At 59.6% G+C, this 13254-nt stretch carries 8 protein-coding genes; 4 read left to right on the top strand and 4 right to left on the bottom strand.

Annotation, left to right across the window (positions count from 1 at the left end; translation table 11 throughout):
- The first annotated feature begins 78 nt into the window (after positions 1-78).
- Positions 79-993 carry a PhzF family phenazine biosynthesis protein gene (locus AC2A6O_RS14995; RefSeq protein WP_498928221.1) on the top strand — a complete coding sequence of 305 codons (915 nt, stop codon included), beginning with the start codon at positions 79-81 and terminating at the stop codon, positions 991-993.
- Between the two features lie 31 nt (positions 994-1024).
- On the opposite strand, the gene AC2A6O_RS14990 is transcribed toward AC2A6O_RS14995, so the two are convergent.
- Together AC2A6O_RS14990 and AC2A6O_RS14985 are read right to left on the bottom strand one after the other, a co-directional pair.
- Positions 1025-2203 (bottom strand): PAS domain-containing protein, encoded by a 1179-nt coding sequence (locus AC2A6O_RS14990; protein WP_498928220.1) that lies wholly within the window; start codon positions 2201-2203, stop codon positions 1025-1027.
- 795 nt (positions 2204-2998) lie between these two features.
- Complete coding sequence (locus tag AC2A6O_RS14985) at positions 2999-3376, bottom strand: ArsR/SmtB family transcription factor (RefSeq protein ID WP_498928219.1); 378 nt, start codon at positions 3374-3376, stop codon at positions 2999-3001.
- A gap of 50 nt (positions 3377-3426) precedes the next feature.
- Between AC2A6O_RS14985 and AC2A6O_RS14980 the strand changes: the two genes are divergently transcribed.
- Together AC2A6O_RS14980 and AC2A6O_RS14975 are read left to right on the top strand one after the other, a co-directional pair.
- Positions 3427-3873, top strand: a complete 447-nt coding sequence (locus tag AC2A6O_RS14980; protein ID WP_498928217.1) for an SRPBCC family protein — start codon at positions 3427-3429, stop codon at positions 3871-3873.
- Positions 3874-3900: 27 nt separating this feature from the next.
- Complete coding sequence (locus tag AC2A6O_RS14975) at positions 3901-4233, top strand: VOC family protein (protein ID WP_498928215.1); 333 nt, start codon at positions 3901-3903, stop codon at positions 4231-4233.
- Positions 4234-4325: 92 nt separating this feature from the next.
- Here the strand turns inward: AC2A6O_RS14975 and AC2A6O_RS14970 are convergent, their stop codons facing one another.
- Both AC2A6O_RS14970 and AC2A6O_RS14965 read right to left on the bottom strand, forming a co-directional pair.
- The gene (locus tag AC2A6O_RS14970) at positions 4326-5072 is read right to left on the bottom strand and encodes a LytR/AlgR family response regulator transcription factor (protein ID WP_498928213.1); all 747 of its coding nucleotides are present in this window, start codon (positions 5070-5072) and stop codon (positions 4326-4328) included.
- A complete protein-coding gene (locus AC2A6O_RS14965) occupies positions 5060-6202 on the bottom strand; it encodes a sensor histidine kinase (RefSeq protein ID WP_498928211.1) in 1143 nt (380 codons plus the stop codon). Before AC2A6O_RS14965 ends, AC2A6O_RS14970 begins: the two co-directional genes overlap by 13 nt.
- 281 nt (positions 6203-6483) lie before the next feature.
- On the opposite strand from AC2A6O_RS14965, the gene AC2A6O_RS14960 reads away from it, so the two are divergent.
- The gene (locus tag AC2A6O_RS14960; RefSeq protein ID WP_498928209.1) at positions 6484-13119 is read left to right on the top strand and encodes an autotransporter outer membrane beta-barrel domain-containing protein; all 6636 of its coding nucleotides are present in this window, start codon (positions 6484-6486) and stop codon (positions 13117-13119) included.
- The last annotated feature ends 135 nt before the right edge of the window (positions 13120-13254 follow it).

Below are 13254 nucleotides of genomic sequence, written 5' to 3'. Positions count from 1 at the left end.
ACTCATGTATTGAGGCATTGAACAAATGCATATTCCGACATCATTCTTGTGTCCAGATAATGATGGAAGGTGCATGAAATGAATGACGCAAAAGACGTTGTAGCCCGCATCGTGAACGGGTTTGTGACCCGAAAGAACGGTTCGGAAGCCTTTGGTGGAAATCCGGCGGGTGTCGTTCTGGACGCTGACAGCCTGTCGGAGGCGGATATGCTGGCTGTTGCCGGCAAGGTCGGGCTCTCAGAAACAGCCTTCGTGTCGAAATCGGCAACGGAAGGTTTCAAGCTGGATTTCTTCACGCCAAACCGGCGGATTGCCCATTGCGGCCACGCGACGATTGCGACCTTCAGCTACATGGCCGAACTGGGCAAGGTGCTGGAGGGTGTCACCTCAAAGGAAACCGTCGATGGCCCACGAAAGATCGTCATCAAGAACGGTGCGGCCTACATGGAACAGCTCGCGCCGAAATATGAAAGGAGCCCAGCCTGGGCCGACCGCGGTGTCAGTGAAGCCGACGTTCTGGCTTCGCTCGGTCTGAAGGAAGGCGACCTGGATGAGCGCCTGCGGCCTGTGCTCGTGAACACAGGCAACAGTTTTGTTGTCGTCGCCGTCCGCGATGCCGCTGTCCTTAAGCGGATCGTTCCGGACCAGTCAAAGATCAACGACATCAGCAACAGGCTGGACCTGATAGGATATTACGTCTTCACCACCGATGGGAACGCGACACAGGCCGACGCCACCACACGCATGTTCGCACCGCGCTATGCAATCGAAGAGGAATCCGCCACCGGAATGGCCGCAGGTCCCCTCGCCTGCGTGCTTTATGACCTGCTCGGCGAGAGGAAATCCCGGTTCGTCATTGAGCAGGGCCACTTCATGACCCCGGCTTCGCCAAGTGTCATAACCGTGGAGCTTGACCTGGAGGACTGCAAGATCACCGGCCTGATGGCGGGTGGCTATGGATCCGTCATGGAGGAAATGACGGTCTCGATCTGACGGCAAGCTTCGGCGCACAATCGCCGCCAGTTCAGTTGAAACTCATGTCCAGCAGACGCGTAAAGAAGTTCTGAGCCTTCTCATTGCCGGGTTTGTCTTTTTCAAGCCTGACAGGCAGAAACTCGAGCACGATTTGCCGGGCCGACTGTTTGCCGATGAAACAGGTGCGGATGCGATAATGCCGCTTGAGGCCGATGTGGCTTTGAACCTGCCAAACCCGCCCGGCATCCCAGCCGACCTTGTCGAGGACAAGGGTCAGATCGCGCACGTCGTTCGCGCTCATCAACGTGTCCGAAAGCCGTTCAGTGCCGATCTGCCGAGGGGAAAGGCCGAGTTCGCCGCGTCCGGCCTTGTTGGCGTATTTGATCCGGCGGGAGTCCAGATCGGCAACCAGAATGGGCGTTGGCACCGCATCCAGAACTTCAGAGGCAGAGATCTCCATGGAATGGGCGGCAAGTTCGCCTGCGAAGATGATACCGCCGTTTGGATTGTCGAGCGCCATCGGGTGCAAATCGTAAAGAATGTCGACAGCCTCGCCAGTGGACTGAGGCAGTTTCAGCGTTCCCTGCGAGGCAAGACTGCTCCTCAAGATATCGGTGAATGCCGAGGCGAGCTTCTTGCCAATGTGGTTGGGGATCGTTCTTGCATCCCGGCCGACGATCTGTTTTGCGTTGCTGATGCCGAAGAGTTTCAGGAACTGGCGATTGGCGGACCGAACCACCCCCTTGGTGTCCGTAATCATCACGGCGCTGGCATGGGAAACGAAGATGCTGGACAGGTTCTCCAGGATGTCTGGCAGTTCTGCGTTGACAGGCGCTTCCGGCGGACATTCCTTCATCAATCCGATTATCAGGAACGCCGGTTTGCCAGAAATTCGGGAGGCGACCAGATCGTAGGACTTGAGCCGGCCATCCGCTTTCATGGTGACTCGGGTCGTCTGCGACAGGCCATGTTCCACTGCGTTGGAAATCACCTTCAGGAAACGGGTTCTGTCCCGTTGAACGTAGTAGTTAAGCGCCTTTTGAATCGACAGTTTTGCCAGACGATATCCCCTGACAGACGTCGGATCCGTTCTTTGCCAGCATAATTCTTCGGCAACAGGGTCGTACGCCCAGTACGAAACACCCATGGCCGTCAGAATGGCGCTCGTTTCGGGATTGGGAACGAGCTGCCGCATGGAACGAATGAGGACGTTGACTTCTGTAGACATGCTGCGACTTCGTGATTAGCGCCAACTTGCACCAGATCATTGAGCAATCCAAAGCTGAAGAAAGCCTGAATCCTCATATTTGAAATCGGCTTATCCTGCTGAAATAGCAAAAAAAGTCCGCCGCTCCGCCGGATGGGAGGCAAGTGCCAAGTATCCGTCAACATGGAACGCAGAGTACCGCTCGATCAAGATTTAGAATTATACTTAAGTACTCCCCCGAATTGCGATAACCTCGCCAGACTTTTAAAACAACAGCACCTTTCAGGCGCCCTGTCGTCAAGAATGAAAAAATTGGGGCGTTGGAACTGCTTGAGACAATAGCAACGGTGCACCCAAATGTCTTTCAACGTGAGAATTCTTGAGCCATTGGACACAAACAACTGCACGACGCTCGAAGATCTGCAGGACAGGGGATATTCGCTCAGCAGTTATTGCAAGACCTGCAATAGCCTTGAAAATCTGGAAATTGATTACTGGATTCAAAAGCTTGGAAGAGCGTTTCCGCTTTATCTCATCGGGACCAAGGCCGGTCTGTTCAGTTCCGGGCAGTGTCATCCCGAAACCATGGTCTGCTGTGTGTCGCGAAGCGCAGAACATGCGTAAGCACTGAAGCTGGGGCCTGTTCCCAGTTCAAGAAACCTGAAGGATATCGCGGACGGTTTTGCTCTCCGCCAAGAAGCAAGCTTCAATCGCCGGGATCCCGCATCTCGTGCCGCGCGTATGGCGCCGCTATTTCAAAAATACTTCCGCAGCAAGCACCACCCCTTGGAGCCGATTTCCAGCCGGTGAGTGTCGTCATGCCTTTGCGCTGTCGTCACCATCATCTTCTGCCGGCACTGACGTGTTGCTGTCAGTTTCTACGCTCTTGCGCAGAGCGCCCAGCATATTTGCCGCATACGCCGCGTAGGGACCGATCCAGCGTTCGTGAACTGCATGAATCGGCAGCGCATCCAGGTGGTTCCACCGTTCCCGCCCCCGCCGTTCGACCACCACAAGGTCTGCTTTTTCCAGAACCTTGAGATGCTGCATCACGGTGCAGCGATCCATCTGCGGCAGCGCTTCGCAGAGATGGCCGGTGGTCTTTGGACCATTCTTTAAAAGGTCGAGAATGTGCCTGCGCGCCCGGTGGCCTAGCGCCTTGAAAAGCGCGTCATCCTGATCATCTGTTGACATGTTATAATTCTATAACATAATAGATCCGAGAGGCAACAAGGAACACGGCCATGGACCTGAAATTCACTGTTGGCGGGCGAATTTCAAAACCCGTCGCAGATGTGTTTGAAGCTGTCGTCAACCCGGATCAGCTCTCGGAATTTTTCACAACCGGCGGCGCGCGTGGCCGCATTGTGCCGGGAGCCGAAGTCACCTGGGACTTCCATGATTTTCCCGGCGCAACCCCGGTGCTTGTGCAGGAAGTGGTGACGAACGAAAAGATCGTCTTGCAATGGGAAGCAGATGGCGACCCTGGCACTTGGACGACCGTGACCATCACCTTTCAAGCGCTTGAAGACGGGCGCACGTACGTCCGCATCAGCGAATATGGCTGGCCGGAAACCGACACGGGTTTGAAATCCTGTCTGGGAAATTGCGAAGGCTGGACGGGAATGCTCTGCGCCATGAAGGTCTGGCTGGAACACGGCATCAGGCTTCGGGACGGATTTTACAAATAGGCGTTGCGTTTCGGGAGGTGTTCGAAGATGGAACCTGGCAGAAACATCGCTATCAAGGTGCCCCTCCACAGGTGGGAGGAAACCGTTGCGTTCTATCGGGACAAGATCGGACTGAAGGTGGCGCGAGAGCTGGACAACAGTACCGGCTTTTCCTTCGGATCGATGACCTTGTGGATCGACCGGGTGCCGCATCAAAGCCAGACAGACGTCTGGTTGGAGCTGTTCGACGACGACCCGGAAAATGCACTGGCGGCATTGGGGTCTCCCAAACGCGACGAACTGGAACCGCTGGACGGCGTTTGCGGCCATTGGACCAGCGACCCTGCCGGGACGGTCATTCTTGTGCGCAAGAACACCTGAGGAACAGGCGTCGAATCAAGGCAATGAGCAATCGCCCGCACCCTTGAAATGACGTCTTGAACCGGTCGTCGATATCACCCGCCTTCGGGCTGTCATCTCGCCCGCGGCCCCAGGATGGACCGCAGTCGCTTGGATGCGGGACGGCCGATTTCAACGACATGGGCGTTGGTGGTGAAGTGGATGGTACTGCGTCCCGAAACATGCCAATTGACACGCTGGATCTGTGCGCAGTTCACGATGGTGGAGCGGTCCAGCCGGTGAAACGGCGGTGATGGCAGTTTCGTTTCAAAGACGCGCAGCAATCCGCTGGCCAGATGTTGCTGCCCGTTTTCAAGATAAACACGGGTGTAGTCCCCTTCTGCCCGCAGGAAGGAAACCGCGTTGTGGGAGACGAGGATCGAAGCCGAGCTGGTCTTGAGCTGAAGTCGGTCGCTTGCCGTTTCCTGGGAGGGCACTCCAGACTTTTCCGGCGTGGAAAGACGCTCTGGCAACCTGTCCCGCAAGCGGCCGATTGCGGTTTCCAGTCGCTCCGGTTTGACCGGTTTGACGAGAAAATCGAGCGCTGCAACGTCAAAGGCATTGATTGCGTAAAGATCATAGGCGCTGACGACGATCACGAAGGTTTCGGGCGGCAGATCCGTTGCAAGATCGAAGCCCTTGCCGTTGGTCAGCTCCACGTCCAGGAAAACCGCGTCCGGACGGACCTCCTGCATCAACTTCCGGGCGGAAACGAGATCCCCCGCTTCTCCGGCAATCGTGATCTCGGGAAATTCTCCAAGCATGCGCCTGAGCCCGCGCCTGGCGGATGGCTCGTCATCGACAAGAACTACACGGAACATGCTGGCCCCTTCAGCAGGATACGCGCAACGACGGTTCCCTGATGTTCGCTCAAGCTGAAGTCGTGCTTGTCCGGATAGTGCAGCTGCAGACGTTTTCGCAGATTGGCATGGCCGATGGATTTTCGCGTCGGATCGGCCTCTGAAATCTCTCCGGAGTTGGTAACGGCAATCTCGACGGTCTGGCCGTCAAGCTCGCGGACGGTCACCTGGATGTCGATCCGGTTGGACTGCTGTTTCAACCCGTGCTTGACGGCATTTTCAACCAGCCCCTGAAGCATCATGTGCGGGACGATCATGTTCCTGACCGTTTCATCAACGCTTACAGTGCATTGGAGTTTGTCCTCAAAGCGGATTTCCTGGATCCGCAGATAGGCATTCATCGCCTCCAATTCTTCTGAAAGCGGGCAAAGGTCACGCCGCTGCTGATTGAGGCAATAACGCAGGTAACTTGCGATTTCCCGCACCATTTCGAGCGCCGTATCCGGTCTTTCGTGAATTTCCGATGCAACCGAGTTCAGCGCGTTGAACAGGAAATGCGGCGCGAGTTGCAGCCGTAATTGTTCCAGCTCGGACCGCATGGTCTCCGCCAGCGCCTCGCTTTGCCGCAGCCGCGCAATGCGCGCTTCGTAGTCGGACCTCAGACAGAAATAGGCGAGCATCCAACCGAGAAGAACCGAGGTGTAAAAGACCGCCGGCGTGAAGGAATTGTTGAACGGCAGCGCCTCTGGAAAAAACGTATCACGGATCACCCATGCCACAGCCATCTGCACGGTGCCACCAATGAGCGAGAAGGCTGCGGCTGCCAGAAACACAGGAAGCGTAATGAGCCGCTGAACTTTTCGGAAGAAATAAAGATGTGCCGCGCTTGTCAGCAGAAAGCCGACGGTGTCCATCGAAAGGGTCAATGTGAGGGCGAGCTTGGCGTCGGAAAACGTCACCATTCGCGCGAAGAAACCGTAAATGGCGATGAACAGCCAGCCGCCGATCTGCAGCTTCCAGAAGAGATGCTCTGTCTCAGGCTGCAGGATTTCGCCCGAAGCAAACGCACCTGCGTTTTGCCCGTTTCGTATGTCATCTGCTGACGCGAAAGTTCCGCGCGCCTTCCCCGGAAGGGCTTCGTCTAACAACATGTTTCAAGCGATCTCATTATGAAATGACGTTGCTCAATATAGGATACCCATGTCGGGACAGCTGACAATTTCATCGAAGATTTCAGCAGGTTCATCGAATTTGCAGTGAAATCCATGAACCGGCAACCATAGTGCCTCCTGAAGAAGATCAAAAAATGCCTGCTTAAAACATTCAAGACAATTGCTTCAGGGAAACGCATATGGACCGCGGCCTCGCAACCGCTGGAAAAGCACAGGCTTCTTACCCTTCTCACAGGGGAACCAGCCGAAAAAAGTCTCTTTTGCTTTCGACCGCATCCCTGGCAAGCCTTTGCCTTGCGTCCCCCGCGCTGGCAAATTCCCTGTGCGATCAATCTGGCGACCCCTGGGTTTGCACATTCGATGCCGCATCAGATGTCAGTTACGTCGATCTGACCGCAACGGGCGCATCCGCTGGCGCGCAAGCACCCGGCATCACGATCCAGAATTCCGGCCAGCAGAACATGAACATCCCCACCAGCGAGGGGCTGTACGCAAACTGGTATGTCGAATCCAGAGGCGCGGACGGCGAGGACGCCGGTCCGGCCGGGGCAGGCGGAACGGTTACGATCGTCAATCAGAGCAGTCTCGACATAGATGTGTCGGAAGTCAGCCAATTTGCCATGGGCATCTTCGCCCGTTCCAGCGGCGGCGAAGGCGACCAGTCCAATGGGAACAACAACTCGAACGGCGGCTCCGGCGGCAACGGTGGCTCCGTTCAGGTCACCAACACAGGCGTTGCAAGCTATTCCGCCGTCGGCTACGCCAACTTCGGATTTGCCATCTTCGTTGCCGAGAGCAACGGTGGGACCGGCGGCAACCAGAACAACAGCATCCTGTCGGACCAATACGGCGGCCAGGGCGGCAACGGCGGCAGCGTCACCGTCAACAACACCGCCCCGAGCGATTTTACTGTCGGTTCGAGCAGCAACCGCTTTCAGGGGCTTGGAGAAGGCGGCGGGTTCATCGCCAGATCCTTTGGCGGTAGCGGCGGCGACAACAACGGCAATGCCGGTGCTGGTGGAACAGTCACGATCAACAACGCCATGAACGGCGACATCTACTGGGATGTCACCACGACCGGGGGCGACGGCCTGTTCGTTCTCTATGGGTTAAGCGAAGGCGGCGCCGGCACCGCCTCGACGGACAACAGCGACGACGGGGGCGATGGCGGCAACGGCGGCAACGTCTCGATCACTAACTCTGCCAGGCTCGTTCTCGACGTTACAGGCGGCAGCTACGAACCGAGCGCGGCAATCGGCGCGAAAAGCCTCGGCGGCAAGGGTGGAACCGGCCCCACCAAGGATCACAGCGGCGGCGACGGTGGCACAGCCGGGACAGTTTCGGTGTCTCTTGAAAACGGAAAATCCATCGAGACAAGTGGCGCCAATGTGTACGGCGTTCTGGCGCAGAGCATCGGTGGTGAAGGCGGAGACGGCGGCGACGGGACGGCGCTGGCCGGCACTGGAGGCGGCGGCGGCTTCGGCGGTGATGCCGGCACGGTTTCCGTCACCGTTTCAGGTGGCACCAGCATTGAGACAAGCGGCGTCTTTTCCGCAGCCATCGCGCTGCACTCCATCGGCGGCGGTGGCGGAACAGGCAGCGATTTCCAAAGTGTTCTCGGCGGCCAGAGCGGCAACGGCGGCAATGGCGGCGATGCCGGAAACGTCACCCTCTCGCTCGGCGATGCCACGGTCTCGACAGCAGCTGATCATGCCTTCGGTGTCGTCGTGCAGTCGATCGCGGGAAGTGGTGGAACCGGCGGGATCGATGCTTCAACCCTGGTTGGACTGGGCGGCGATGGCGCCGGTGGAGGCGCGGCCGGCACTGTAACGGTCAACTCAAGCGCAGACATCACGACCAGTGGCTTCAATTCGCTTGGCATCATCGCCCAGTCCATTGGCGGTGGCGGCGGGGCCGCCGGGTCTTCCAGCGGGTTTGTCAGCATCGGCGGCAGTGCGGCCGGATCGACAGTGTCCAATGGAAGTTACGTCGGCGTTTCGAATACGGACACAGTGACGACCAAAGGCGCTTCCTCGGCCGGTATCCTGGCGCAATCGATTGGCGGTGGCGGCGGGTCCGGCGGCGACAGCACCGGTACTGTCGGCGTGGGTGGCCAGGGCTCAGCGGGCGGAAATGGCGGAACGGTCGCCATTCCGAACATCGGAACCATCGTCACCTCCGGCGGCTATTCTCCTGGAGCCATCTTCCAGTCAGTTGGTGGCGGCGGCGGCAACGGCGGCAGCGTACAGACCCTGTCGACCATCGCCTCCATCGGTGTCGGAGGGTCTGCCGATCTGGGTGGAGACGGCGGTGAGGTCTGCGTCAACAACACCGGCGGTTGCGTTTACGCTGACCTGTCTTCCCTGTTGACCGCCACAAGCGAAGGCAACGCCAACATCACCACCACCGGCGTATTCGCGCCGGGGTTGATCGCCCAGTCCATCGGCGGCGGTGGCGGCAACGGCGGCAGCGTCAAGGATTTCAGCGTCCTGTCCTTCCTCGCCTTCCAGATGGGGGGCAGCGGCGGCGATGGCGGTGACGGGGGAACTGTTTCCCTTGTCCAGAACGAGTTCTACGCCGCGACTTCAGGCGCTCAGTCGACGGCTGTCCTCGCCCAGTCCATCGGCGGCGGCGGCGGCACGGGTGGCAGCGCGAATTACTTCGACGCGACCATCGGCTTCAATGCCGCCTTTGTCCTGGGCGGAAGCGGTGGTGCCGGAGGTGACGGGGACGACGTCACAATCGACCTATCGAGCGGCACCATTGCAACCGGCCTTTCCGCGTCTTCCACATCCAAATACGCTCCCAACAATGCGACCGGCATTCTGGCTCAGTCGATTGGCGGCGGTGGCGGCAATGGCGGGTCGACATCCGCCGGCGATTTCCTTGTTGCCGCTCCAACCGGCACCGGTGTTCCCCTCGCCTTCAACTATGTGGCAACCGTCGGCGGCAACGGCGGCAATGCGGGGGCAGGCGGCAACGTGACCGTCACCTACGACCAGCCCTCCAGCCTCTCCACAATTGGCGATGCCTCTCACGGGATCCTGGCCCAATCGGTTGGCGGTGGCGGCGGCAACGGCGGCGATGCGTCCGCGCTGACAGCCACCCTTGGCGACAAGGACACGGTGGAATCCACCGCTACCGTCGCCTTGGGAGGCGGCACCGGCAATGCCCTGAGTGTTTTCAATTCGGATTATGCGTTCACGACATCCGGTGGCGGCAACGGCGGGGCAGTCAACGTAACCCTTGGAACCTACGGCTCGTCCTCCAATTCAGGCGGCACCACTGCAACGAAACTGACAACTTTGGCCCCGGAAAGCACGCTTTTCACTTTCGGCGACGGTGCCCATGGCGTTCTGGCGCAATCGATTGGCGGCGGCGGCGGTAACGGCGGTCTGGGCAACAGCAATGCCTATTCGCAAGGTGGCATCGCGTCACTTGAAGCGAAGATTTCCCTGGGCGGCCAAGGTGGTTCGGGCGGTCACGGCTCCTCCGTCGAGATCCATAACTTTGCCGGCTACACGGTCCAGACGCAGGGATCGGGCTCCAAGGGCCTGGTCGGACAGTCCATCGGTGGCGGTGGCGGCAACTCGCAGGGTGGCACTGTCTACCTCGGCGTTGGCGCCAGCAGCGTCTCCGGCAGCATGTCCCTGGGTGTTGGCGCGATTGGTGGCAGTGGCGGCGATGGCGGCACCATCTACGCCGAACAATACGGCCGCATCGAAACCTTCGGCGGCGACTCGGACGGTGTCGTGCTGCAATCCATCGGCGGCGGCGGCGGTATCGGCGGATCGCTCGGCAATGACGCGTCGTCTCACAAGGTTCTTGACGCCATTGGGGCCTTGAAGAAACAGATCAAGCGCCTGTCGGATGCGGGAGCTTCCTATTCGTTCACGGTTGATGTCGGCGGCGGCGGCGGGTCCGGAGGGGACGGCAATCAGGTCAAATATTACCATGATGGCCAGATCATCACGCAAGGTGCCTGGGCGGACGGTGTCGTCCTGCAATCAATTGGCGGCGGCGGCGGTCAGGGCGGCTCGTCCACGGCCAGCGGCAGCGAAGTCAGCGCCTCCATCGAGCTTGCCGTCGGCGGCAAGGGCGGGTCCGGCGGGGACGGTGGTGAAGTCGCTGTCTGGCTCAATAGCGGCGACAACAATTTCGTCAACACGGCCGGTTTCGGCGCCACCGGCATGACGCTGCAATCCATTGGTGGTGGTGGCGGCCAGGGCGGTGATGGCTCGGACAACCAGACGGGCACACTGGCAATCGGTGGCGACGGCGGCGGTACAGGTGGTGCAGGCGGCGATGGCGGTGAGGTTCACACCTATGACACCAGCGCCGTAACGATCACCACCAACGGCAATGATGCTGTTGCCCTGGTTGCCCAGTCAATCGGCGGTGGCGGCGGCACCGGCGGGGTCGGCAGCAGCGCAGAGACAACCCGCGTCGACGGCAGTGAGCTGAGCGTCTCCGTGGGTGGTTCAGGCGGTGTGGCCGGCAATGGCGGCACAATCGATCTGGCAATGGACACGACGATTGCCACCTACGGCAACCGCTCTCATGGCGTCCTGCTCCAGTCCATTGGCGGCGGCGGCGGGTATGGTGTCACCGGCAGCGTCGAAGGCGGGCTTGATCTGGCTCTTGGCGGCACGGGCGGGGCGGCTGGCAATGGCGATACGGTCACTTTCCAGCTAACCGGCGGTACGGGTATCCAGACCAGCGGCGACGGCGCTTTCGGCCTGGTGGCCCAATCCATCGGTGGTGGCGGCGGATTGGCAGGCGATGCGACCGGCAGCTCCATGACCAATGCCACCGCGAACCTGACCTCCGGCGGTGCCAGCGGTAACGGCGGGCAGATCACACTGGATATCGATGCGCCGATCACCGTCACCGGCGACGAGTCAATTGGCATTATCGCTCAGTCCATTGGCGGCGGCGGTGGCATTTCGGGCACTGGCTCGGGCGGCTCGGCCGGCCTCATGTCAACGGACAGCACGGGAACCGCAGGCGCTATCAATCTGGACATCGCAAGCCAGGTGGCAGCCACCGGCGCGCGTTCCTCAGGCGTCTTTGCGCAAAGCCAGGGTGCTGACGGCAACGGCACAGTCGGGATCACGGTTGACGGAAACGGCAATGTTCAGGGCGGCACGGACACAGACGCAGCGGCTATCAGGGTCTCCAACGGGCTCAACAACACGCTGGTTCTGAACGACGATGCCATTGTCCAGTCGGGCGCATCGCGCAACGGAACCGACGACAGCGGCTCCTATGCCGTCTGGTACACCGGCATAGGAACGACCGCTGACGGGGCAACCCTCGATGTAACGGTCAACGACACCGCATCGCTTTACGGCGATGTCGTCCTCACCAATGCCGACGGCGGCAGCGCCGGGACGGTCACCAACAATTCCCCCAACACCCTTGCTGACGGCTATCTGTACGATGCAAATGTGGTCAACAACGGCCGCTTCGTTTTGGGCCGCACACGCGACCCCGGCAAGACAGTGATTACCGGCAACTTCACGCAAAGCGCACAGGGTTTTCTGGTCGCGGACATCGACCTGAACAATTTCGATTCCGATTGGCTGGAAGTGCGCGGCGACGCGACGCTGGCGGGAACGCTCGGCCTCAAGACCATCAGCCTTCTTCCGGACAGGAAGACAAAGGTTCTGTCGGTCGGCGGATCTGTTTCAGGTACCCTCACCCCGCAGAACTCTCTCATTTTTGATTACCTGTTCAATCCGGAAGGCTCCGACTATTATTTCCAGGTAACCGGCGCCGACTTTACCCCCAACGGCAAGGTGAAGCTCAACCGGGATCAGAAGGCCGTTGCGGAAAACCTTCAGGATATCTGGGATCGCGGCGGCAACAACGTGTTCGGCACGTTGTTCGGGGCGATTGCCGATGAGGTCGACAATCAGTCTGGAGACTATGCAGACACCCTGAACCAGCTTCTGCCGCGCACCGGGCTCGCTGCCGTCGTTGAACAGACATTCGAAATGCTGACCTTCGGTGACAGCTTGATGAGCTGCCCCGTCTTCGAAGGCGATGGCGCGGGCATAACAGAGGGCTCCTGTGGCTGGGCACGGGCAACCGGCGGCACAGGCCACCGCGCGGCCATCGGCAATTCGCCGAGCTATAACGCCGACGCGCTGACCTATCAGCTCGGCGGGCAACGGGAAATCGCCCCGGGATGGTTCATCGGCGGCGCCGCGGCCTTTCAGCAGACCTGGATTTCCCAGGCCTCCGGAACCGTCAAGGGAGACGGCAAATCGGGATATCTCGGGGCGAGCCTGAAGCGGGAGATAGGGGCATGGACCCTTTCTGCCGCCGCCGCCGGCAGCTATGGCAGCACGCGGTTCGACCGCAACCTGTCGATTTCAGACCTAAACGAAACCATCTCAAGCTCGCCCGACGTGCTGGCAGGCTCCATCAGGGCGCGGATCGCCCGCACATTTGCGGCAACCAACGTCTACGTCAAACCCTACATCGACTTTGACGCGATCTATTCCAGGGTCGGCAACTACCGGGAAAGCGGTGACTACGGGCTGGAATTCGACTCCACGGGCCATTGGAATTTCGCTGCAACGCCTTCCGTCGAGTTCGGCAGCCGTCTGCGCTACAAGGACGGCAAGGACCTGCGGGTCTACGGCAAGCTCGGCGTCTCCTTTCTGTCCAGCAACGAGTGGCAAACCGATGCCCGCTTCACCAACCGCTCCGGGGGAACCGGGTCTTTCAAGACATCTGTCGAGCATGAAGACCTGTTTGCCACCATTGGCGCCGGCCTGCAGCTCACATCCATCGAAGGGGTCGACCTGCGGCTTGAGTACAACGGCCGCTTCTCGGAAAAACTGGCCACCAACAGCGGATCTCTGAGGCTCAGCATCCCGTTTTAGGTCAGCGGGACAAATACCGGGAGGCCATGTCCCGCCGTTGGAAAAGCGACAGGAAAGGCCGGTAGAGGTTGGGGCAAGACAGGATCTGCGAGATGTTGCTGAACAGAGGTTGGAGATGAGTTCCGCTGTTCAAAC

The organism is Labrenzia sp. ATLA3, from assembly GCF_057180185.1.
This window is presented reverse-complemented; position numbering and strand designations above follow the sequence as displayed.